Raw genomic sequence first — 20,454 nt, forward strand, 5'->3', positions numbered from 1 at the left:
GGCTGTTGCGCATGTGCGGCGGCGCGCTTGCAAGCAGGGCGCCAGGCGAAGAAAAGTCCCGGCGGCGCGAGCGCGCGGAGGCTCGCTGGGCGGGAATCAGGCGTAGGGATCGGCAATGCCCAGGGTTTCCAGGATGCGTGTTTCCAGGGCCTCCATCTCGCGCGCCTCGGCGGCGTCCAGGTGGTCGTGGCCCAGGGCGTGCAGGACGCCATGCACGGTCAGGTGGGCGGCGTGATTCAGCAGCGTCTTGCCTTGCTCCCGGGCCTCGCGCTCGAGCACAGGCAGGCAAAGAACGATGTCGCCCGCCACCGTGCCCTCAGGGTCCATGCCGTATTCGAAAGTGAGTACATTGGTGGCATAGTCGCGCTCGCGGTACTGCAGGTTCAGCTCGCGCCCTTCTTCCTGCCCGACCAGGCGCAGCGTGAGGGCGGCTGCCCGAAGGCCGGGAAGCGTGCCGCCGGCCACGTCCAGGCTGCGCCGCACCCAGCGGCGCAGGCGCCAACGCGGCAGCTGCGGCGCGGGCTCGGCATACTGCACCGCCAAGGAAAGCTCAAGCTCCACCGTTGCCCGCCTTGTCGTAGGCGTCGACGATGCGCGCCACCAGCGGGTGGCGCACCACGTCGCGGCTTGTGAAACGCGTGGTGGCGATGCCCTGTACCGAATCGAGCACCTCGAGCGCATGGGTCAGGCCGCTGGGCTGGCCGCGCGGCAGGTCGACCTGCGACGGGTCGCCATTGACCACCGCCTTGCTGCCGAAGCCGATGCGGGTCAGGAACATCTTCATCTGCTCGGGCGTCGTGTTCTGCGCCTCGTCGAGAATGACGAAAGCGTGGTTGAGGGTGCGGCCGCGCATATAGGCCAGGGGCGCGATCTCGATGGTCTGTTTCTCGAAGAGGCGCTGCACGCGCTCGAAGCCCATGAGGTCGTACAGGGCATCGTACAAGGGCCGCAGGTAAGGGTCGACCTTCTGCGCCAGGTCGCCGGGCAGGAAGCCCAGGCGTTCGCCCGCCTCGACGGCGGGGCGGGTGAGCACCAGGCGCTGCACCGACTCGCGCTCTAGCGCGTCGATGGCGCAGGCCACGGCCAGCCATGTCTTGCCGGTGCCGGCCGGCCCCACGCCGAAGGTGATGTCGTGCTTGAGGATGTTGTTGAGGTAGTCGCGCTGGCGCGGCGTGCGGGGGCGCAGGTCGCTGCGCCGCGTGCGCAGCGAGATGTCGGTGCTGTGGTCGTCCACGGGCGGCAGTTCGGGCAGGGCCGGCTCGTCGGCGGGCTCGTCTTTGTCGCGGCTGCGGCCCGCGCCCAATTCGACCATGCCCAGCTGGATGTCGTCGATGGACAGCGGCTTGTGCACCGAGCGGCGGTGGAACAGGCGCAGGGCGTCGGCCGCTGCGCGCGCCTGGTCGCCTTCGATGGTTACGCGGTTGCCTCGCCGGTTCAGCTTGACGTTCCATCCGTCGGCGATCTGCCGCAGGTTTTCATCGAGCGGGCCGCACAGGTTGGCCAGATGGGTGTTGTCGCCCTCGAGGACGACGGCGACGGGCTTGTGGCGGGCGGCGTTGCTCATAGGCCCTGGCCCGCCTCGGCGGAAACGAGTTCGCCCTTGAGCGTATTGGTGTTGGTGGACGTGATGCGCACCTGCACCATTTGCCCGATCAGGCTGGCCGGCGCGGCGAAGTTGACGATGCGGTTGTTTTCAGTGCGGCCCATGAGTTCGTTCGGGTCGCGCTTGGAGGGCTTTTCGGCCAGCACGCGTTCGACGCCGCCCACCATGGCCTGGCTGATGGCGGCCGCGTGTTCGTTGACCAGCGCCTGCAGCCGGTGCAGCCGGGCAAGCTTCTGCTCTTTGCTGGTGTTGTCGTCGAGGTCGGCCGCGGGCGTGCCCGGGCGGCGCGAATAGATGAAGGAGAAGGACTGGTCGAAGCCCACATGCCGGATGAGGTTGAGCGTTTTTTCGAAGTCGTCGTCGGTTTCGCCGGGGAAGCCGACGATGAAGTCGGAAGAGAGGGTCATGCCCGGCCGTGCGGCGCGCAGGCGGCGCACGATGGACTTGAACTCCAGCGAGGTATAGCCGCGTTTCATGGCCGCCAGCACGCGGTCGCTGCCGGCCTGCACAGGCAGGTGCAGGAAGGGAACCAGCTTGGGCAGTGCGCCGTGGGCCTCGATGAGGCGGGTCGTCATTTCCTTGGGGTGCGAGGTGGTGTAGCGGATGCGCTCGATGCCGGGGATTTCGTGGATGTATTCGAGCAGCATGGCGAAGTCGGCGATCTCGGCGCTGTCGCCCATGGGACCGCGATAGGCGTTTACGTTCTGGCCCAGCAGGGTGATTTCCTTGATGCCCTGGTCGGCCAGGTCGGCCACCTCGACCAGCACGTCGTCGAAGGGACGCGAAACTTCTTCGCCGCGGGTGTAGGGCACGACACAGAAGCTGCAATATTTGCTGCAGCCTTCCATGATGGAAACGAAGGCGCTGGGGCCGTTGATGCTGGCCGGCGGCAGGGCGTCGAACTTTTCGATCTCGGGAAAGCTGATGTCCACCTGCGACCGCCCCGACTGCTTGCGTTGCGAAATGAGCGCGGGCAGGCGATGCAGCGTCTGCGGCCCGAAGACCACGTCGACGTAGGGCGCGCGCCGGACGATGGCCTCGCCTTCCTGGCTGGCCACGCAGCCCCCCACGCCGATGATCAGGTTGGGATTGGTCTGCTTGAGATGCTGCACCCGGCCCAGGTCGGAAAAGACTTTTTCTTGCGCTTTTTCGCGCACCGAGCACGTATTGAAGAGGATGACGTCGGCTTCGTCGGGGTTCTGGGTAAGTTCCAGGCCCTGGTCGTTGCGCAGTACGTCGACCATTTTGTCGGAGTCGTACTCATTCATCTGGCAGCCGAAGGTCTTGATGAAGAGCTTGCGCGGCGAACCGGATGCGGGCGCAGTATGCCGGACGTTAGTGTCGGCGGGCGCGCCGGAGGCGCGCTTGATGGTGGTTTCTTGCATGATGGGTGGCCGTGACGGGTGTCGATCCCGGGGGCAAATGAAACCAAGCATTGTACTGCGATCCGGGCATGTCCGGCCGCCGTGGCGCCTGGCGTGCAAGGCCCAGCCTTGGTCTTCAGGGTCGCGTCGCCCGAATTCCCTTGGGCACGCCTGTCCGCTGTTGGTATATTATTCAATGGAATAAGCTAATTTCTTCTGGCTATATATGGCGATATATAGAGCGATCCAGACAGTTCAGCCCCCGAGGGGGCACGCATCGCAAGCACGCAACATCGGGTTTTGACAAGGAGATCACCATGGAACATAAAACGAATATTATTCGCCGCCGCCTGCTGGCGAGCGCCGGGGGCGCTGTGGCCTGGGCGGGCCTGGGGGCGCCGGCGCTGGCCGATTCCACAGAACCCGCTTCCCAGTCGAATCCGGGTCCGGTTTCCGCCTCCAAGCCCCTGCCCGGCTATGCCGAGTGGAAGGACGCCGACAGCATGATCGTGCACAGCGCCAATACCATCGAGACGCGCCGCACGGCCTTCGGCTCCGGCGGCATCACGCCGCTCGACAGGCTTTTCGTGCGCAACAACGTCACGCCGCCCGCGGCCGCCATCGTGAAAGACCCCGACGCCTGGCAGGTGCAGGTCGATGGCGTCGCCAAACCGCGCAGTTTCACCGTTGCCGAGCTCAAGACTCTTGGCCTGCAATCGGTGGCCATGGTGCTGCAGTGCTCCGGCAACGGCCGCAGCTATTTTCCGCACAAGCCCAGCGGTACGCAATGGACGGTGGGCGCGGCGGGCTGCGTGGTGTTCACCGGCGTGCCGGTGAAGGCGGTGCTCGAAGCTACGGGCGGCATGGCCGACGGCATGGAATACATGACGGGCACGGGCGGCGAAGAGATTCCGGCCGGCCTCGACCCCAACACCGTCATGGTCGAGCGTTCGGTGCCGCTGTCGGGCATCGAAGACGCATTGCTTGCCTGGGAGATCAACGGCGAACCCATTCCCTTGGCGCACGGCGGCCCCCTGCGCATGATCGTGCCGGGCTATACGGGTGTGAACAACGTCAAGTACGTGAAGAAGCTGGCATTTACCAAAGATCAGTCGCCGGCCAGCATCCAGCAGAACAGCTATCGCATGTCCCCGGTGGGGGTCAAGGGTACGCCCGAGCACGATTCGGTCTGGGAAATGCCGCCCAAGTCGTGGATCAACAATCCCTATGATCCCGCGCAGCCCGTCAAGGCGGGCAAGGTCACCATCAATGGCGTGGCCATGGGTGGCATGAGCGAAGCCGAAAAGATCGAGGTGTCGGTCAACGGCGGCAAAGATTGGCAAAAGGCCGAGTTCATCGGCCCCGACCTGGGCAAGTATGCATGGCGCGTGTTCGCGTTAACGGTCGACCTTCCGGCGGGCGAGCATCAATTGGCTTCACGCGTTACCAATGACGACGGCGAAACCCAGCCCGAAGAGCGCGTCGAGAACAACCGCGGCTACATCAACAACAGCTGGCGCGACCACATGATCACCGTCAAGGTGGCTTGATCCGGCGTACGTGCTTCTTGGGACCGAGCCAGCTTGATCCTGGCCGGGCCCGGCCAGGCCAAGAGGGCTTGCGCGGGCCCGGCCCACTTATTTCTTAAAACGTTTTTGCAGGATTCTTTTCAATGCAGCGAGCAGTGTTTCTCTTCGTGGCAGCCGCGTCCATCACGGGCGCGGCTTTTTCGGCCCATTCCGCCGAGGCACCCGACCCCGCGGTGCTGGAGCAGGGCAAAGAGCTCTTCCTGACCAAGGCGGTACCGGCCTGTGCCGTGTGCCACACTTTGGCCGATGCGGGCTCTGAAGGGGCCATCGGTCCTGATCTGGACGAGCTCAAGCCCGATATGGCGGCTGTCAAGAAGGCCTTGCACGAGGGCGTGGGCGTCATGCCGTCGTTTGCGGCTTCGCTCAGTGAGGCCGAGATGGACGCCGTGGCCGCCTATGTCGTGCATGCCACGGGTGGCACTCAATAGGTTTGGTCATTCAGTTGGGCGCTGTCGTGGACAGTGCCATGCGTGTTTGAGTTTTTAGACGCCGTCGCAGATGTGGGTGTCGCAGCGTCGACAATGGGAACACCGCAGCTCGATTTATCCACATGGCTTGCCCAAATCCAAGCCGCCGGGGGCGGGGGTATATATGACGGGCGTTGGAGGGCGCTGCCACAAACCGCCCGACCGCCCGGCATATATACCCCCGATCCCGGCGGCGTTTAAGAACCCAAACCGCTCGTGAGCAGCATCAGCATCAATCGTTCGAGGTGCTGTGCGTCCAGTATTGGTACAGCTTCTGGGCAAGAATGTCGAGCGCGAACCCCAGGGCGCCGATCAGTACGATGACGGCCATCAGTTCCGAATAGGCCAGGCGGTCGCGGGTGTCTAGAATGAAGTAGCCCAGTCCCGAACTGACGCCCAGCATTTCGCAGGGTACCAGCACGATCCAGATGATGCCGATGGCCAGCCGTACCCCGGTAAGAATATGGCCCAGGATGCCGGGGATGACGATGCGGAACAGCACTTCGGTACGGGTGGCGCTAAGGCTCTTGGCCAGCAGCAGCCATTTCGGATTAAGCTGCTTGACCCCGGCCGCCGTGTTGAGAATGATGGGCCACACGGCCGCGAAAGTCAGCAGGAAATAGATCGGCGCGTCGCCGATGCCGAACACCATCACGGCGATGGGCATCCACGACAGCGGCGAGATCATGCGCAGGAACTGGAAGGCGCTGCTGGTGCTTTTCTCGAGCATGCGCGACGAGCCGATGGCCAGCCCGATGGGCACGCCCAGCAACAACGCCAGGGCCAGCCCCACCGCCACGCGCTTCATGCTCATGAAGGTGTGGGTGGTCAGCTGGTTTTGAACGATCAGTTCGTACAGGCTGCTGAAGGCCGGCCCCGGCCGTAGCGCCGATGCCAGGGGAATGCCGCTTTGCAGCAGGTAGGCGCCCAGCCACCACAAGGCCACCAGGGCGGCCAGGCCGGCGATGCCGTAGGCCCAGGCTGCGGAGGCGGGGTTTTTCAAGCTTCTGATCATGTTTCTGCGTTGATTGGGCGGCGCCAGGCGCCGCCGAGGGCTCAGACTGTAATGGACTCTTTGCGGGTGAACGAGCTCAGGCCGAACTTCTCGGGGCCACCAACCTGTTCGATGGCCTCGCGCACGAAGCTGTCGTCGACCAGGTCGCCGGCCACGAAGGAGGGGTCGAGGTCGGCCAGGAACTCGTTGCGTCCCAGCACCAGCGTGTCCTTGAGCTTGACGATGAGCTCTTCGGTATAGCTGGGGAAGGGGTAGGGCTGGAAGTCGATGCGCTTTTCCTTCCAGCCGGTGTTGACGATGGCGCCGCTGGATTCGTACAGCTGCGTGTCCAGCAGTTCGGGCTGCAGCACCTGGGCCAGCGCCTCGTACGAGTGCGGCGTGTAGCGCTGCGGGTTTTCCTTCGACAGGATGTGGGCGGTTTCTTCGCGGTTTTCCTGGATCCAGGCCTGGGCCTGGACGACGCCGTTCACGACCTTCTGGGTCCATTCGGGACGCTGTTGCAGGTCTTGTTCGTGCATCAGCACAACGCAACAGGCGTGGTCTTTCCAGACGTCGCCGGTAAAGCGCAGGATCTTGCCGATTTTCAGGACTTCGGCCGAGGCGTTGAAAGGTTCGGCCACGATGTAGCCCGAGATCTGCTTGTTGGCCAGGGCGGGCACCATGTCGGAAGGCGCCATCACCACCAGCTTGACCTGCTTCTTGGTGGGCGTGCCGTCGCTGATGGACTCGAGCCCCTTGCTGCGCAGCAGGTGCTGCAGCACCACGTTGTGCAGCGAATACCAGAAGGGAATGGCCACGGTGGTGCCGCCCAGGTCTTCGAGGCTGTTGACGTCGGGCTGCACGGTCAGGCCCGAGCCGGACATGTGGTTCCAGGCCACGATTTTGGCGGGCGATTTGCTGCCGTAGCGGGCCCAGACGGTCATGGGCGAAAGCAGGTGCACCGCGTTGACCTGACCGGCCAGGAAGGCTTCGACGATCTGGGCCCAGCTGCGGAACATGCGGGGCTTTTCGACTTCAAGGCCCTGGTCCTGGAACAGCTTGTTGTGATGCGCCACCAGCAGGGGCGTGGCGTCGGTGATGGGCAGGTAGCCGATGCGCAGCGGAGCGTCGGGCTCGGCGGCTCGCGCGGCCTGGCTCATCTGCAGCAGGGGCAATGCGCCCATGGCGGTGAACATGGAGGAAAGCTTGAGGAACTGGCGCCGGCGCGCCCGGGTGCTGTCGTTGTATGAGGACACGGTTTTTTCCTTGTGGTTGTGCTCAGGCTGCAAGTCGTTGCGGATCTTCGGCCCGGCCGCGGGCGTCGCGCAGCAGCTGCATGATCTGCAGCCGCACGGCGGTGCTTTCGGAGCTGACGGTGTCGCGCGGATGGGCGCCCGTAAGCCGCCACTGGCCGATGAGTTCGCCCGGCTTGCCGCCAATGAGGACGATGCGGTCGGCCACGGTCAGGGCCTCGTCGATGTCGTGGGTGACCAGCACCGCCGACGTGCCGTACTTCTTGGTGATGCGCAGCAGCAGGCCTTGCATGTCGCCGCGGGTGATTTCGTCGAGCGCGCTGAAGGGTTCGTCGAGCAGCAGTATTTCTGGCTGGCGTGCCAGGCTGCGCGCCAGGGCGGTGCGCTGGGCCATGCCGCCGGAAAGCTCGGAGGGATAGCGCTCGGCCGCCTCGGTCAGGTCGACGTCGGCGATGGCGGCGGCGACCCGGGCCTTTTTCTCGGCCTTGCTTATTTGCGGCTGATGCTTGAAGTCGAGGCCGAAGCCGACGTTCTCTTCAAGGTTCAGCCAGGGCAGCAGGCTGGCGTCCTGGAACACGAAGCTGAGCCTGGGGTGGGGGCCGCGCAGGCGTTCGCCATGGACGTGTACCGTGCCCTGCTGGGCTTCCTGCAGCCCCGCCAGCACGCGCAGCAGCGACGACTTGCCGACTCCGCTCGGGCCCAGCACGGCCACGATCTCGCCCTGGGCAAGCCGCAGCGAGAAGTCGCGCAGTACGGTGTTGGGCTGGGCGTTGGCGCGCTTGTAACGTAATTCGATGGACTGCGCCTCCAGTACGATGGGCGCTTCGATGTTTGAAACTGCCATGATGTATATGCCTCGAAACAGGCCCTAGGCGGCTGCGGTATGCAGCGGCGGGGACGATTCGGCGGAGCCGGCTTGGGCGCGGCTCTCGAGCGCGTGGATTTCTTTGCGCAAATGCTTGAGTGCCGGCGTGACGATTGCGACGAAAACCGCTTCGCGCAGGCGGCGCTGGGCCGGATGGATGATGAGGTAGCCCTTGGCGCCGGCGTGAAGCACGGCCGAGTTGGCCGCCTTGAGGGTAAGCTCGCTGATGGCGGCGCGTGCCTTCAGCACCGGAAGCATGTCGGTTGCGCCGGCCTGGGCCAGGGGTGCCAGGCTGGCCACACGGGCCTCGATATCGGCCAGTTGGGCGGCCAGGTCGACCTCCTGGTCGTCGAGGAAGGCGTTGACGTGTCCCACGCTGGCGTTGCTGTCGTGCGCGATGGCGATGCAGGCGCGCACGATGCCGGTTCCCATGCCGATCTGGCCCAGCACGAAGCCGGGCTTGATGCGGCTGATGTACTGCTTGAATTGATCGGGGTGGGCCAGCACGTCTTCGGCCGGCACCTTGACGTTCTGGAAGCGCAGGTTCAGCGTCTGGGTGCCTTCGAGCCCCGAGAATTCAAGGCAAGGACGCGATTCAAAGCCTGCCGCCGTACTGGGCGTGGCAAACATGATGTAGCCCTCGTCCTCGACCGCGGCGGCGACGATGGCCAGGTGGCCGTCGCCCACGTTGGAAACCCAGGGCAGCGACCCGGTCACAACATAGCCGTCGCCTTCGCGGCGCGCGCGCAGATGGATTTTCTCGATGCCCGCCAGGTGCTTGACGGCATTGGACATGCCCGTGCCGGCCAGCAGCCTGCCCTGGGCCACATCGTGCAGATAGCGCTCGCGCACCGCTGCATTGTCGGAATTTTGCAGGTACCAGGCGCAACTGGATTGGCACCACACCAGGAAGGCCGTGGAGCCGCAATGCTGGGCCACCTTGGCCGTGACTTCGATCTGCGTGGCCAGGCCCAGGCCGTTTCCGCCGCTGTCGGCGGGCAAGGCCGCAGCGAAGCCGCCCAGGGCACCCAGCTTGTGCATGAACTGCGCCGGATACAGGCCTTCGCGGTCGATGGCCTGCACCTGGGGGGCGAGTTCGGTTTCAATCAGCTGGACGATGGGCGCCATGAAGGCGTGTTGGGCTTGGGACACTGCTATTCCTTGGGCGAATCAGGCAAAGGGCTGCAACTCGGGGTTGATGGGCGTCTGGGCCAGGTTGTTGGCGTAGTTGCACAGGGTGGCCAGGCTGACGCCCAGCACGACTTCAAGCGCGGCCTGTTGCGAGTAGCCGGCGGCGAAGAAGGCCTTCAGGTCGTCGTCGGCGACCTGGCCGCGGTTTTCCATGACGGCCAGGGTGAACACGGCCAGCGCATTGAGCTTGGGGTCGCTGAGCGCCCTCGTTTCACGTAGTGCCTCGATGATTTCTTCGGGCATGGCCAGCTTCTTGCGGGCCAGGGCCGTGTGGCCTGCCACGCAGAAGCCGCAGCCGTTGCGTTTTGCGGCGGTAATCTGGATGACTTCGCGTTCTTCGCCGCTGAGCGAGGTGCGTGCATTGATGGCGCCGACCGTCTGGTAGGTTTCGAGCGCGGTGGGTGCATTGGCCAGCACGCCCAGCAGATTGGGCAGGAAGCCGTTGGCTTTTTTCGCGTTGCTGAGGCGTTCTTTGGCTTCGTCGGCGGCGGTGTCGATGGTTTGTATGGTGAGTCGGCTCATGTCGTGTAGAAGTAGTGAAAGAAACAAGCCGCGGCGCTGAAGGGGCTGCGGTTCTTTATTTCCATTTATTCTATTGGCCGCCCCTAAGATTCCGAACGAATATAAGGAAATTTGGTTATGAGCGCCGGCTATATAGCCCTAAAAAAAGAGGCCGCTTCAAAATGAAGGGGCCTCTTTTTGGGTCAGGGCTGTTGAAGGTCTGCCCGCTACGGCGGGCGGACCAGGCCACAGGACGGCCTTACGGCATCTCCATCTCGGATGCCGGGTCGTCTTTCTTGATGGGCTTGACCAGGTCTTCGCGCTTGACGCCCAGCCACATGGCGATGGCGGCGGCCACGAACACCGAAGAGTAGATGCCGAACCAGATGCCGATGGTAAGCGCCAGCGAGAAGTTGTGCAGGGTGGGACCGCCGAAGAAGAACATGGAAAGCACCATCATCTGCGTCGAACCGTGGGTGATGATGGTACGCGAGATGGTCTGGGTAATGGCGCTGTTGATGACTTCCTGGACCGATGACGTGCGCTGCTTGCGGAAGTTTTCGCGGATACGGTCCATGATGACCACGGACTCGTTCACCGAATAGCCCAGCACCGCCAGCACCCCCGCCAGCACGGCCAGCGAGAACTCCCACTGGAAGAAGGCGAAGAAGCCCAGGATGATGATCACGTCGTGCAGGTTGGCCACCACGCCGGCCAGGGCGAACTTCCATTCGAAGCGCAGCGCCAGGTAGACCATAATGCCTATAACCACGAACAGCAGCGCCAGCAGGCCATTGGTGACGAGTTCTTGCCCCACCTGCGGGCCGACGAACTCGACGCGGCGCAGCTCGACATCGGGCGATTGGGCCTTGAGCGCGGCAAGCACGGTTTCGCTTTGGGCGGCCGAGCCAAGGTCTTCGCGCACCGGCAGGCGGATCATCACGTCTTGCGAGGTGCCGAAATTCTGCACCTGGAAGTCGGAGTAGCCCAGCGAGCTGACTGCGTTGCGCACCTCGTCTATCTGGGCCGCCTGGGAGTAGTGCACTTCCATCACCGTGCCGCCCGTGAACTCGATCGAAAGATGGAAGCCCCGGGTTGCGATGAAGAAGACGGCCAGCACGAAGGTGATCAGGCTGATCAGGTTCAGCACCAGCGCGTGGCGCATGAACGGGATGGTGCGGTGTATGCGGAAAAATTCCATGTTGGTGTCGTACCTGTGTTATCGGATGCCGGGGCAGGGTGCCCCGGCGCGATGTCAGTCCTTGGGTTTCCAGATCTGGCCGATGGAAATGCTTTGCAGCTTGCGCTGCCGGCCATACCAGAGGTTGGCCAGGGCACGTACCCCGACCACCGACGAGAACATCGAGGTGAGGATGCCTATGCAATGCACCACGGCGAAGCCGCGGATGGGCCCGGTGCCGAAGGCCAGCAGGGCAACACCCACGATGAGCGTAGTAAGGTTGGAGTCGAGAATGGTGCCCCACGCTCGCTCGAAGCCGTGGAAAATGGCCTGCTGGGGCGGCAGCCCCGCCCGAAGTTCTTCGCGTATGCGCTCGTTGATCAGCACGTTGGCATCGATGGCCATGCCCAGCGTCAGGGCGATGGCCGCAATGCCGGGCAGGGTAAGCGTGGCCTGCAGCATGGAAAGCACGGCCAGCAGCAGTAGTACGTTGAAGGCCAGGCCAAGGGTCGAGAACAGGCCGAACAGGTGGTAATAGAAGATGATGAACACCGCGATGGCCAGGAAGCCATACAGTGTGGAATTGAAGCCCATCTTGATGTTGTCGGCGCCCAGGCTGGGCCCGATGGTGCGCTCTTCGATGATGCTCATGGGCGCGGCCAGCGAACCGGCGCGCAGCAGCAGGGCGATGTCGGAGGCTTCCTGGGCGTTCATGCTGCCGCTGATCTGCACCTGGCCGCCGGGAATCTCGCTGCGGATCACGGGCGCGGTAACCACCTGGCCCTTGTTGTTCTCGAACAGCAATATGGCCATGCGCTTGCCGATATTGTCGCGCGTGACGTCGCGGAAGATGCGGGCGCCCTTGGCGTCAAGTGTGAGGTTGACCGAGGGCTGCTGTGTTTGCTGGTCGCGCCCGGGCTGGGCGTCTTGCAGGTTTTCGCCGGTAAGCACCACCTGGCGGCGCAGCAGCAGCGGGCGTCCGTCGGTATCGGTATAGCGCTCGAGCCCGAAGGGCACGTTGCCGCTGGAAAGCGCCGCCATGGCCGAGGGCGAATCGTCGACCATGCGGATTTCGAGGGTGGCGGTGCGGCCCAGGATTTCCTTGGCCTTGGCTACGTCTTGCACGCCGGGCAGCTGCACGATGATGCGGTCGGCGCCCTGTTGCTGGATGACCGGCTCGGCCACGCCCAGCTCGTTGATGCGGTTGTGCAGCGTGACGATGTTCTGGCGCAGGGCGTGGCTTTGCACCTGGGCGATCGCGGTTTCGGTCAGCACGCCGGTAAGCAGGAAGCTGTTGCCCGCGGTGCCGTTGGTAAACGCCATGTCGGGCATGCGCCGGCGCAGCTCTGAGGCGGCATCGTCGCGGCTTTGTTCGGTGTCGAAGCGGGCCACTACGGAATGGTCGCTGCGCTCGACCCCCGAGACTGCGATGCGCGCGTCGCGCAGGCTGCTGCGCACGTCGTTGGCCAGCGAATCGTAGCGCCCCGTCAGTGCCCCCTGCATGTCGACTTCAAGCAGGAAGTGCACGCCGCCGCGAAGGTCGAGACCCAGGTACATGGGACGCGCGCCGATGGCGGTAAGCCAGTTGGGCGAGGCCGAGAGCAGGTTCAGGGCAATGGTGTAGTCGGGGTCTTCGGGATTGGGATTGAAGGCTTTTTCAAGGGCGTCCTTGGCCGCCAGCTGGATGTCGGGAGTGGCAAAGCGCACGCGCACGGCGCCCACCGGCCCGTTCTGCTCGAAGAAGGCCCCGGTGGATTCGATGCCTTTCTCGGCCAGAACCTGCTGTGCCCGGACCAGCACGCTGTTGTCGATCTTGACGGAAGTCTTGGCCCCTGCGATCTGGACCGCCGGCGACTCGCCGAAGAAGTTGGGAAGCGTATACAGCAGCCCGACGATCAGGGCCACCAGAACGGTAAGGTATTTCCAGAGGGGATAACGGTTCATCGTCGATCAACTAAATAAGCGGGAACGGGCCCCGGGGTGGCCGGCATGCGGCCGAAGCAGCGCTTCGGCGCACGCAAGGCCTGCGCGTCGGGATTACAGCGACTTGATCGTTCCCTTGGGCAGCACGTTGGACACGGCGGTGCGCTGCATGACGACCTCGACCGGCTTGTCGGCCAGTTCGGCGACTTCGATGGTGATGTAGGCGTCGCCCACCTTGGTGACCTTGCCCAGCAGGCCGCCCGAGGTGATGACTTCGTCGCCCTTGCTGAGGCCGGCCACGAGATTGCGGTGCTCTTTCTGGCGCTTCATTTGGGGACGGATCATCAGGAAGTACAAGATGACGAACATCAGGATGATGGGCAGCATGCCCATCAGCCCGCTGGTGGCGTCGCCCGCGGCCTGGGCGGTAATGATGTTGAGTAGGTCGACTGCCTGCATGTGTATGGCTCCTGGTCTCGATGAAAGTATTTGTAAGTGCGGGGGTGCAAAAAAGCGAATTTTCTATTGTAGCGACATCCGGCGCTATTCGATGCCCCGGGCGCGGTTTTCGGCAAACTGCTTTTTCCATGCCTCGAAGCTGCCTTCTGCGATGGCCTGGCGCATCTCGTCCATGATGGTCAGGTAGAAGTGCAGATTGTGCAGGGTGTTCAGGCGCGAGCCGGTGATCTCGTTGGCCCGCTGCAGGTGATGCAGGTAGGCGCGCGAAAAATGCGAGCAGGTGTGGCACGAGCACGAGGGGTCGAGCGGGCGCGTATCGTCGCGATAGCGGGCGTTGCGTATCTTGATGTCGCCGTAGCGCGTGAACAGCCAGCCGTTGCGGGCATTGCGGGTGGGCATGACGCAGTCGAACATGTCCACGCCGCGGCTCACGCCCTCGACCAGGTCTTCGGGCGTTCCCACCCCCATCAGGTAGCGCGGCGCATTGGCGGGCAGGCGCGGCGCGACGTGGGCCAGCACCCTTTGCATGTCTTCCTTGGGCTCGCCCACCGACAGGCCGCCTATGGCGTAGCCGTGAAAGCCGATGTCCACCAGCCCGGCCAGCGATTCGTCGCGCAGGTTTTCGTACATGCCGCCCTGCACGATGCCGAACAGGGCGTTGGGGTTTTCAAGCTTGTCGAAGGCCTCGCGCGAGCGCCTGGCCCAGCGCAGCGACATGCGCATGGAACGCGCCGCCTCTTCCGAGGTGGCCGGGCGGCCGTCGATGGCGTAGGGCGTGCATTCGTCGAACACCATGACAATGTCCGAGTTGAGCGAGCGCTGGATGCGCATGGATTCTTCGGGCGTAAGAAACAGCCGAGAGCCGTCTATGGGCGAGGCGAACTTTACGCCTTCTTCGGTGATCTTGCGCAGGCCGTCCAGGCTGAACACCTGGAAGCCGCCCGAATCGGTCAGTATGGGCTTTTGCCACTGCATGAAGCCGTGCAGCCCGCCATGCTTCTCGAGAACGCCGGTTCCCGGGCGCAGCCACAGGTGGAAGGTATTGCCCAGCACGATCTGGGCGCCGATTTCGTCCAGCTCGTGGGGCAGCATGGCCTTGACGCTGCCATAGGTGCCCACGGGCATGAAGATCGGCGTCTGGACGACGCCGTGATTCAGGGTGAGGCGCCCGCGGCGCGCGGCGCCGTCGGTGGCCAGAAGCTCGAATTGCAGGCCGGTCATGGTTTGGGAGATTCAATGAACATGGCGTCGCCATAGCTGAAGAAACGATAGCGGGATTGCACCGCATGGGCGTAGGCCCTGCGTATGGGCTCCATGCCGGCCAGAGCCGACACCAGCATCATCAGGGTGGAGCGCGGCAGGTGAAAATTGGTGATCAGCGCATCGACATACGAAAAACGATAGCCGGGCGTAATGAACAGGCGGGTATCGCCTTCGAGCGGGTCGTCGGCGCAGCCGGCTTGTGCCGCGGCCGATTCCAGGGCACGCACGCTGGTGGTGCCCACGGCGATCACCCGGCCGCCCTGGCGCCGGGCTTCCTCGATCTGCCGAACGACCGCCTGGGGAACGACATAGCGCTCGGCATGCATCTGATGTTGGGACAGGTCTTCGACCCTTACGGGCTGGAAGGTGCCCGCGCCCACATGCAGGGTGACGAAAGCATGCTGGATGCCCTGGGCGACCAGTGCATCCAGCATGGGCTGGTCGAAATGCAGGCCCGCCGTGGGCGCCGCTACGGCGCCGGGAGCCTGGGCGTAGACGGTCTGGTAGCGTTCCTCGTCCTGGGCCTGGGCCTCATGCGTAATGTACGGCGGGAGGGGCGTGGCGCCATGGCGCTCGAGGAGATCGAGCACCCGGGCCGGAAACTCCAGCTCGAACAGCTCATCCTGGCGGCCAGCCACTTCGATCGTGAAGGCGTCGTCGATGCGCAGCCGGGTGCCCGCCTTGGGCGATTTGCTGGCCTTGACGTGCGCCAGGGCGGTGGTGGGGCCGGTGATGCGCTCGACCAGAATCTCGACCTTGCCGCCGCTGTCCTTGTGCCCGCGCAGGCGCGCCTTGATGACCTGGGTGTTGTTCAGTACGAGCAGGTCGTGGGGCCGCAGCAGCGAGGGCAGATCGGTAAAGAGGCGGTCATGCAGGGCCGAGCGCGCATCGAGATGCAGCAGCCTGCTGCCGCTGCGGGTGGCGGCCGGAGTCTGGGCAATGAGTTCGGAGGGAAGGTGATAGTCGAACTGCGACAGTTGAAGCGAGGGGTTCACGCGTAAAGATTTGCAATGGTCAACGTGCCATTTTAAGCCGCGCTGCGATTTTTCCGCTCGCGCCCTCCCTGTCCACCCATCGTTCCGGTATGCTGGTGTTTTTTTTGCGGTACCCGGCGAACCTGTTCCAAAGCATGATGACTCTGTCCGCATTTTCCGAGCATTCGTCTGCGCCGCGTCGGCGGGCAGGCCTGTTCCGTCGCCTCGCGCAGCATGCAGGCCTGAAGTCCCTGGCCCGGGTGTCTGGTCGCCCGGCTTCCGCCCTTGCAGGTTTCCTGTTCGTATGCCTGGCCTCGTACGGGGCGGCGGCAAGCGCCCAGGCCTTGCCGCCCGAACTCGATCAGGCTTGGCGGGCCGCCCGGCTGCAGCAGGGCGATGTGTCGCTGGTCGTGCAGGAAATCGGCGGGCCCCGTCTGGTCGAGCTCAATCCGGCCACGCCGCGCAATCCCGCATCTGTAATGAAAATGGTCACTACCTGGGCGGCGTTGTCGGGCCTGGGGCCCGAGTATCGCTGGCGCACCGAACTGCTGGCCGAGCGCGGCGCCCGCATCGATGGCCAGGGCAGCCTGCGCGGCCCCTTGTACATCAAGGCTGGGGGCGACCCCCACCTTACCCAGGAAGAGCTCTGGTTCCTGTTGCGCGAGCTGCGCCTGCGGGGGGTCAAGAACCTGAGCGAGGTCGTGGTCGACCGCTCCGTCTTCGGCCAGGTGGGCATCGACCCCAACGCGTTTGACGACGCCGGAGACCGGCCCTACAACGCCAGCCCCGATGCCATGATGGTGGGGCTGGGTGCTGCGCGCCTGCTGTTCGTGCCCGATACCGTGGGTCGCAAGTGGATACCCGTTCTCGACCCTCCATTGCCGGGGGTGCGCATCCAGGGCGAAGTGAAATACAGCGACGCCGTGTGTCCCGGCTCGCCCGCCGTGTCTGTCCAGGCGCGCCAGGTAGGCGCCGAAACCCTGGTCGACGTGGCGGGCACCGCCGCGGGTTCCTGCGGCGAGTTCACCGTTTACCGGCTGGTGCAGTCGCAGCCGGCCTATTTCTCGGCCCTGTTCCGCCAGTTGTGGCGCGACCTGGGCGGTACCCTGGCAAGAGGGGTCCGTGAAGGCCGGGCGCCCGGCAATGCGCAGGTCCTGGCCTGGACCGAGTCCGAGACCCTGGCCGACACCATTCGCCAGATCAACAAGCAAAGCAACAACGTCATGGCGCGTACCCTGCTGCTGACCCTGGGCGCCGAAAAAGCCGGCCGCCCGGCAACCCCGGCCGGCGGGGGGCAGGCCGTCCTGGCCGTCCTGGCCGAGCAGGGCGTAGACACGCGGGGCTGGCAAATAGATAATGGTTCGGGCCTGTCGCGCAACGGCCGCCTTACCGCCGGGGGCCTGGCCGGCATGCTCGAGGCGGCCTGGCGCTCGCCGCTCATGCCCGAGTATGTCTCCTCGCTGGCCATTTCCGGCGTTGATGGTACGATGCGGCGGCGCCTTCGCCAGGACGAAGTCCGGGGCATGGCCCACCTTAAAACAGGCACGCTGCGCGATGCCCGCGCCCTGGCCGGCTACGTGCTTGGGGCAAGCGGCAAGCGTTATATTGTCGTCAGCCTGGCCAATGGCGAGCGGGCCACGGCGATCCGGTCTTTCGATGACGCGCTGATCTCGTGGCTGGCCGCACGCTGACTTCTTCTCTGCACACCGAACCACCATGCCCATACACGAAATCCGCCATCCGCTGATACGCCACAAGCTCGGCCTCATGCGCCGCGCCGACCTCAGCACCAAGAACTTCCGCGAGATGTCCCAAGAGGTCGCGGCCCTGCTCACCTACGAGGCCACCAAAGACCTGCCCCTCGAATCGGCGGCGGTACAGGGCTGGTGCGGCCAGATCGAGGTCGAAAAACTCGCCGGCAAGAAGGTAACCGTGGTGCCCATCTTGCGGGCCGGAATCGGCATGCTCGACGGCGTGCTTACCCTGATTCCAGGCGCCAAGGTCAGCGCCGTGGGCATCGCGCGCGATGAAGAAACCCTTCAGGCCCAGCCCTATCTCGAGCGCCTGGTCGGCGCGCTGGACCAGCGCCTGGCCCTCATCGTCGACCCCATGCTTGCCACAGGCGGCTCCATGGTCGCCACCATCGACATGCTCAAGAAGGCCGGCTGCCGCAATATCCGGGCCCTGGTGCTGGTCGCGGCGCCCGAGGGCATCAGCGCGGTCGAGGCCGCCCACCCCGACGTGCAGGTCTTTACCGCTTCCATCGACAGCCATCTGAACGCCAGCGGCTACATCATCCCCGGCCTGGGCGACGCGGGCGACCGCATCTTCGGCACCAAGCAGAAAGACGACTGAACTTCGGCCGCCGCCCGACGCCGTTCGATCGCGCAACTACTCAAGCGCCGCCAAAGGCCGCTTCTCGACGCCCGGCCTGGCGCCCGCCGGCCACGGGTCGCCGCATGCCGCTTCGGGCGCCGGTAAGATATTGATAACTTTTTCATTGCGCGCATACCGCATGCGCAGCGCAAAACGGGTAGGATGTAACCATTGCGCTTCGTACAGGGGTGATTGAATGCACATGGCCGCAAGAACGGGTTGTACCTTGGCGTTTCTGTTTATCGGGCTGCACGCCGGGCCCGCTGCGGCCGGCTTGTGCGACGCGCCTTTCATGCACGACCAGGGCAAGGTCCGCCTCGATGGTTCGGGCGCCCTGCGGCTGGGCGCCGACCTGTCCTTTTCCGAAGTCAAGAAGAACTCGCAGGGCGAATGCCAGGCGCGGGTGCAGGGCACCGCCACTTTCGGGCTGGCGGGCCTGCCGGCGGGCAAGTCCGACCTCGACTACTGGATGACCCTGCGCAACGGGCAGGCCAGCTTCGAGCGCCAGACCGAGCAGGGCGGGCGCGAGCCGGTGCAGGGCAAGTTCGACCTGCGCATGCTGGGCCTGTTTTCCTACGGCGAGCCCATTACAAAGGCCGGCCAAACCTTCCCGGCCCGCAAGTTCCAGGTCAATGTCGATCACAAGGGCGTCGATGCCAAGCCCGTCGTCGTCCATACCGGCGCCAAGACCGTGGGTGAAAAGGCTTCCATACAAACCGCGGCCGGCACGCAGTCGTGCTGGCCCATCAATTACTCGCGGGTCATCGAAGCCACCCAGGCGTCGTTCAGCGGCCTGGTCCTGCCCATACCCGAGATCCGTTCCACCGTCACCGACTGGTTCTGCCCCGAGCTGAACATGGTCATGCGCCAGGAAAGCCGGCAGCAGGGCGTGTCGTCCACCGTCGAGGTGTCCGAACTGAAATAATCGATATGGGTTGTTGCTTGAACTCTTGGGCATGCTTCTTGCCAACGGGCCTTTCCAAGAGCCCGCCCATATTCAGGCATGACCGCCGCATTGTGTGCAGCGCGATTGTTCGAGCGGCGGGCGGGGGCGCGGCAACAATTCCGGCACGGAGCATGACATGAATCAATAAATGCTTCGCAGCTTCCGCTAATATCGTTATTGAAGACCGCAGTTTCTTCCATTCTTCACAAGGAGCCCATCATGGCACGAAGCAAAGATCTCGAGTCCAGAGAAGACCAGTTCATCAACAGCGTAAAAGAAAGCCTCGACGACGCCGAAAAGCTCTTGCGCGAGGCGGCCGACACCACCGGCGACAAGGCCAACGAACTGCGCGAGAAGGCCATGGAATCGCTGCGCCGCACCCGGGTCGCCCTGTATGACGCCCAGGATGCAGTGCTTGCCAAGGGCCGGCAGGCGGCCCGCGCCACCGACGACTACGTCCACGACAACCCCTGGCAGGCGGTGGGGGTGGCCGGTCTCACGGGCCTGCTCGTGGGCATGTTGATCTGCCGCCGCTAAGGGGCCGTACGCAAAACCTCGCCTCGTGCCGGCCGGCCGCAAGGCCGGCGGCATGCTGCCTTACGCAAGGGGATTTATGGCGCTAAGACACTCTATCGGAGACCTCGCCAGCACTGTCCTTTCCATGGTCCGCACCCGGCTCGAGCTTTTTTCGCTCGAAGCGGCGGGCGAAAAGTCGCGCGTCCTCCGCCTGCTTTGCATGGCCTTCGGTGCGCTGCTGTTTTCTTCGCTTGCGCTGCTGGTCTTTTCCATCGCGGTGGCGCTGTACTTCTGGCCCACCGAAGCGCGCTACCTGGCGATAGGCGTGCTGGCCCTTATTTACGCGGTGGTGGGCCTGGGTCTTTTCTGGGGCGTCTGGCACTGCCTCAGCAACGGTCCCATGCCTTTCTCGGCCACGCTTGCCGAGCTCAAGCGCGACATATCGCTGGCCGAACGCTTGCGCGAACCCGACGAGCCTGACGATTTCACAGGAGGAAGGCATGGCTAGTAAACCGTCCGCCAGTCGCCTGCGCGAAGTCAAGATCGAGTTGTTGCGGGCCCGGGCCGCCATCGAGCGCCAGACGCTGCAGAACAGCCTGCGCCACGTGGGCCAGGACCTGCAGCCGGGGGCGCTGCTGCGCAGCTTCCTGCCGGCCTCCGTCAGCCGCAAGCGTCCCACTGATTGGCTGTTCCAGGGGCTGGGCCTGCTCAGGCGCTATCCCTTCATCGTGTCCACGGCCTCGACCCTGCTTTCGGGCGTACGCAAGCGCAACCGCCTGCTGCGCCTGGGCGCGGGGCTGCTGCTTAGCTGGCAGGTGGCCCGCAATATGGGCGGACGCGACGACCGGGGCGGCACGGGGGCAAGCCGCTAGGGCCTTTTTGCATAAAAAGCTGCGAGAGTGCCCCGATTTTTGCCGGGAATCCGCGGGGGCTAGCCCTTGGGGAAACGGTGGCCGCGCTGGCGGGCAAAGGCCGAGCAGGCGCTGTTTC

21 protein-coding genes are annotated in these 20,454 nt (G+C 64.5%); 8 read left to right on the top strand and 13 right to left on the bottom strand.

The annotated features are described in order from the left end of the window. Positions 1-96: 96 nt before the first annotated feature. From ybeY to miaB, 3 genes are read right to left on the bottom strand one after another with little or no spacing between them, the layout of a single operon-like run. Positions 97-561, bottom strand: coding sequence for an rRNA maturation RNase YbeY (gene ybeY / locus C7440_RS03950; RefSeq protein WP_116517545.1), 465 nt, complete (start codon positions 559-561; stop codon positions 97-99). Further along, positions 551-1,564, bottom strand: coding sequence for a PhoH family protein (locus C7440_RS03955; RefSeq protein ID WP_116517546.1), 1,014 nt, complete (start codon positions 1,562-1,564; stop codon positions 551-553). The genes ybeY and C7440_RS03955 overlap by 11 nt, the downstream gene beginning before the upstream one ends. After that, positions 1,561-2,988 carry a tRNA (N6-isopentenyl adenosine(37)-C2)-methylthiotransferase MiaB gene (gene miaB, locus C7440_RS03960; RefSeq protein ID WP_116517547.1) on the bottom strand — a complete coding sequence of 476 codons (1,428 nt, stop codon included), beginning with the start codon at positions 2,986-2,988 and terminating at the stop codon, positions 1,561-1,563. Before miaB ends, C7440_RS03955 begins: the two co-directional genes overlap by 4 nt. A 296-nt stretch (positions 2,989-3,284) precedes the next feature. On the opposite strand from miaB, the gene sorT reads away from it, so the two are divergent. Both sorT and sorU read left to right on the top strand, forming a co-directional pair. Beyond that, positions 3,285-4,517, top strand: a complete 1,233-nt coding sequence (gene sorT, locus C7440_RS03965) for a SorT family sulfite dehydrogenase catalytic subunit (protein WP_017524364.1) — start codon at positions 3,285-3,287, stop codon at positions 4,515-4,517. 122 nt (positions 4,518-4,639) lie between these two features. Further along, complete coding sequence (gene sorU, locus C7440_RS03970) at positions 4,640-4,984, top strand: SorU family sulfite dehydrogenase c-type cytochrome subunit (protein ID WP_116517548.1); 345 nt, start codon at positions 4,640-4,642, stop codon at positions 4,982-4,984. Between the two features lie 271 nt (positions 4,985-5,255). Here the strand turns inward: sorU and C7440_RS03975 are convergent, their stop codons facing one another. The 10 genes from C7440_RS03975 to queA all read right to left on the bottom strand — a co-directional run bounded on the left by C7440_RS03975 (position 5,256) and on the right by queA (position 15,647). After that, complete coding sequence (locus tag C7440_RS03975; RefSeq protein ID WP_017524366.1) at positions 5,256-6,038, bottom strand: ABC transporter permease; 783 nt, start codon at positions 6,036-6,038, stop codon at positions 5,256-5,258. Between the two features lie 41 nt (positions 6,039-6,079). Beyond that, a complete protein-coding gene (locus C7440_RS03980; RefSeq protein WP_051019269.1) occupies positions 6,080-7,213 on the bottom strand; it encodes an ABC transporter substrate-binding protein in 1,134 nt (377 codons plus the stop codon). 82 nt (positions 7,214-7,295) lie between these two features. Continuing rightward, the gene (locus C7440_RS03985; RefSeq protein ID WP_017524368.1) at positions 7,296-8,114 is read right to left on the bottom strand and encodes an ABC transporter ATP-binding protein; all 819 of its coding nucleotides are present in this window, start codon (positions 8,112-8,114) and stop codon (positions 7,296-7,298) included. Positions 8,115-8,138: 24 nt separating this feature from the next. Further along, entirely contained in the window at positions 8,139-9,287 is a 1,149-nt protein-coding gene (locus tag C7440_RS03990; protein WP_207775376.1) for an acyl-CoA dehydrogenase family protein, read from the bottom strand. A gap of 18 nt (positions 9,288-9,305) precedes the next feature. After that, positions 9,306-9,848, bottom strand: coding sequence for a carboxymuconolactone decarboxylase family protein (locus tag C7440_RS03995; protein WP_017524370.1), 543 nt, complete (start codon positions 9,846-9,848; stop codon positions 9,306-9,308). A 238-nt stretch (positions 9,849-10,086) separates the two neighbouring features. Continuing rightward, a complete protein-coding gene (gene secF, locus C7440_RS04000) occupies positions 10,087-11,028 on the bottom strand; it encodes a protein translocase subunit SecF (RefSeq protein WP_017524371.1) in 942 nt (313 codons plus the stop codon). A 54-nt stretch (positions 11,029-11,082) separates the two neighbouring features. Continuing rightward, the gene (secD, locus tag C7440_RS04005) at positions 11,083-12,951 is read right to left on the bottom strand and encodes a protein translocase subunit SecD (protein WP_017524372.1); all 1,869 of its coding nucleotides are present in this window, start codon (positions 12,949-12,951) and stop codon (positions 11,083-11,085) included. Between the two features lie 93 nt (positions 12,952-13,044). Further along, complete coding sequence (gene yajC / locus C7440_RS04010) at positions 13,045-13,389, bottom strand: preprotein translocase subunit YajC (protein WP_017524373.1); 345 nt, start codon at positions 13,387-13,389, stop codon at positions 13,045-13,047. An 84-nt stretch (positions 13,390-13,473) separates the two neighbouring features. Beyond that, the gene (gene tgt, locus C7440_RS04015) at positions 13,474-14,610 is read right to left on the bottom strand and encodes a tRNA guanosine(34) transglycosylase Tgt (RefSeq protein WP_017524374.1); all 1,137 of its coding nucleotides are present in this window, start codon (positions 14,608-14,610) and stop codon (positions 13,474-13,476) included. After that, entirely contained in the window at positions 14,607-15,647 is a 1,041-nt protein-coding gene (gene queA / locus C7440_RS04020) for a tRNA preQ1(34) S-adenosylmethionine ribosyltransferase-isomerase QueA (protein WP_017524375.1), read from the bottom strand. Before queA ends, tgt begins: the two co-directional genes overlap by 4 nt. A 134-nt stretch (positions 15,648-15,781) precedes the next feature. On the opposite strand from queA, the gene dacB reads away from it, so the two are divergent. The 6 genes from dacB (at position 15,782) to C7440_RS04055 (ending at position 20,336) form a co-directional block, all read left to right on the top strand. After that, positions 15,782-17,317 carry a D-alanyl-D-alanine carboxypeptidase/D-alanyl-D-alanine endopeptidase gene (gene dacB / locus C7440_RS04025; RefSeq protein ID WP_243410819.1) on the top strand — a complete coding sequence of 512 codons (1,536 nt, stop codon included), beginning with the start codon at positions 15,782-15,784 and terminating at the stop codon, positions 17,315-17,317. 25 nt (positions 17,318-17,342) lie between these two features. Next, positions 17,343-17,981 carry a uracil phosphoribosyltransferase gene (gene upp / locus C7440_RS04030; RefSeq protein WP_017525191.1) on the top strand — a complete coding sequence of 213 codons (639 nt, stop codon included), beginning with the start codon at positions 17,343-17,345 and terminating at the stop codon, positions 17,979-17,981. A gap of 223 nt (positions 17,982-18,204) precedes the next feature. Further along, complete coding sequence (locus C7440_RS04040; protein WP_100224226.1) at positions 18,205-18,927, top strand: hypothetical protein; 723 nt, start codon at positions 18,205-18,207, stop codon at positions 18,925-18,927. A gap of 240 nt (positions 18,928-19,167) precedes the next feature. Next, positions 19,168-19,485: an ElaB/YgaM/YqjD family protein gene (locus C7440_RS04045; RefSeq protein ID WP_017525188.1), complete on the top strand. Its 318-nt coding sequence runs from the start codon at positions 19,168-19,170 to the stop codon at positions 19,483-19,485. A 76-nt stretch (positions 19,486-19,561) separates the two neighbouring features. Next, positions 19,562-19,972, top strand: a complete 411-nt coding sequence (locus tag C7440_RS04050; RefSeq protein ID WP_040549299.1) for a phage holin family protein — start codon at positions 19,562-19,564, stop codon at positions 19,970-19,972. Then, positions 19,965-20,336, top strand: coding sequence for a hypothetical protein (locus tag C7440_RS04055; RefSeq protein WP_017525186.1), 372 nt, complete (start codon positions 19,965-19,967; stop codon positions 20,334-20,336). The genes C7440_RS04050 and C7440_RS04055 overlap by 8 nt, the downstream gene beginning before the upstream one ends. The last annotated feature ends 118 nt before the right edge of the window (positions 20,337-20,454 follow it).

This window comes from Pusillimonas noertemannii (assembly GCF_003096595.1).
GTDB lineage: Bacteria > Pseudomonadota > Gammaproteobacteria > Burkholderiales > Burkholderiaceae_B > Pusillimonas > Pusillimonas noertemannii.

Bases quoted from the DNA above. Each gene is read 5' to 3' on its own strand.
- C7440_RS03955 (WP_116517546.1), bottom strand. From the start codon at position 1,564: ATGAGCAACGCCGCCCGCCACAAGCCCGTCGCCGTCGTCCTCGAGGGC.
- miaB (WP_116517547.1), bottom strand. From the start codon at position 2,988: ATGCAAGAAACCACCATCAAGCGCGCCTCCGGCGCGCCCGCCGACACT.
- sorT (WP_017524364.1), top strand. From the start codon at position 3,285: ATGGAACATAAAACGAATATTATTCGCCGCCGCCTGCTGGCGAGCGCC.
- sorU (WP_116517548.1), top strand. From the start codon at position 4,640: ATGCAGCGAGCAGTGTTTCTCTTCGTGGCAGCCGCGTCCATCACGGGC.
- C7440_RS03975 (WP_017524366.1), bottom strand. From the start codon at position 6,038: ATGATCAGAAGCTTGAAAAACCCCGCCTCCGCAGCCTGGGCCTACGGC.
- C7440_RS03980 (WP_051019269.1), bottom strand. From the start codon at position 7,213: ATGTTCACCGCCATGGGCGCATTGCCCCTGCTGCAGATGAGCCAGGCC.
- C7440_RS03985 (WP_017524368.1), bottom strand. From the start codon at position 8,114: ATGGCAGTTTCAAACATCGAAGCGCCCATCGTACTGGAGGCGCAGTCC.
- C7440_RS03995 (WP_017524370.1), bottom strand. From the start codon at position 9,848: ATGAGCCGACTCACCATACAAACCATCGACACCGCCGCCGACGAAGCC.
- secF (WP_017524371.1), bottom strand. From the start codon at position 11,028: ATGGAATTTTTCCGCATACACCGCACCATCCCGTTCATGCGCCACGCG.
- secD (WP_017524372.1), bottom strand. From the start codon at position 12,951: ATGAACCGTTATCCCCTCTGGAAATACCTTACCGTTCTGGTGGCCCTG.
- yajC (WP_017524373.1), bottom strand. From the start codon at position 13,389: ATGCAGGCAGTCGACCTACTCAACATCATTACCGCCCAGGCCGCGGGC.
- tgt (WP_017524374.1), bottom strand. From the start codon at position 14,610: ATGACCGGCCTGCAATTCGAGCTTCTGGCCACCGACGGCGCCGCGCGC.
- dacB (WP_243410819.1), top strand. From the start codon at position 15,782: ATGATGACTCTGTCCGCATTTTCCGAGCATTCGTCTGCGCCGCGTCGG.
- upp (WP_017525191.1), top strand. From the start codon at position 17,343: ATGCCCATACACGAAATCCGCCATCCGCTGATACGCCACAAGCTCGGC.
- C7440_RS04040 (WP_100224226.1), top strand. From the start codon at position 18,205: ATGGCCGCAAGAACGGGTTGTACCTTGGCGTTTCTGTTTATCGGGCTG.
- C7440_RS04045 (WP_017525188.1), top strand. From the start codon at position 19,168: ATGGCACGAAGCAAAGATCTCGAGTCCAGAGAAGACCAGTTCATCAAC.
- C7440_RS04050 (WP_040549299.1), top strand. From the start codon at position 19,562: ATGGCGCTAAGACACTCTATCGGAGACCTCGCCAGCACTGTCCTTTCC.
- C7440_RS04055 (WP_017525186.1), top strand. From the start codon at position 19,965: ATGGCTAGTAAACCGTCCGCCAGTCGCCTGCGCGAAGTCAAGATCGAG.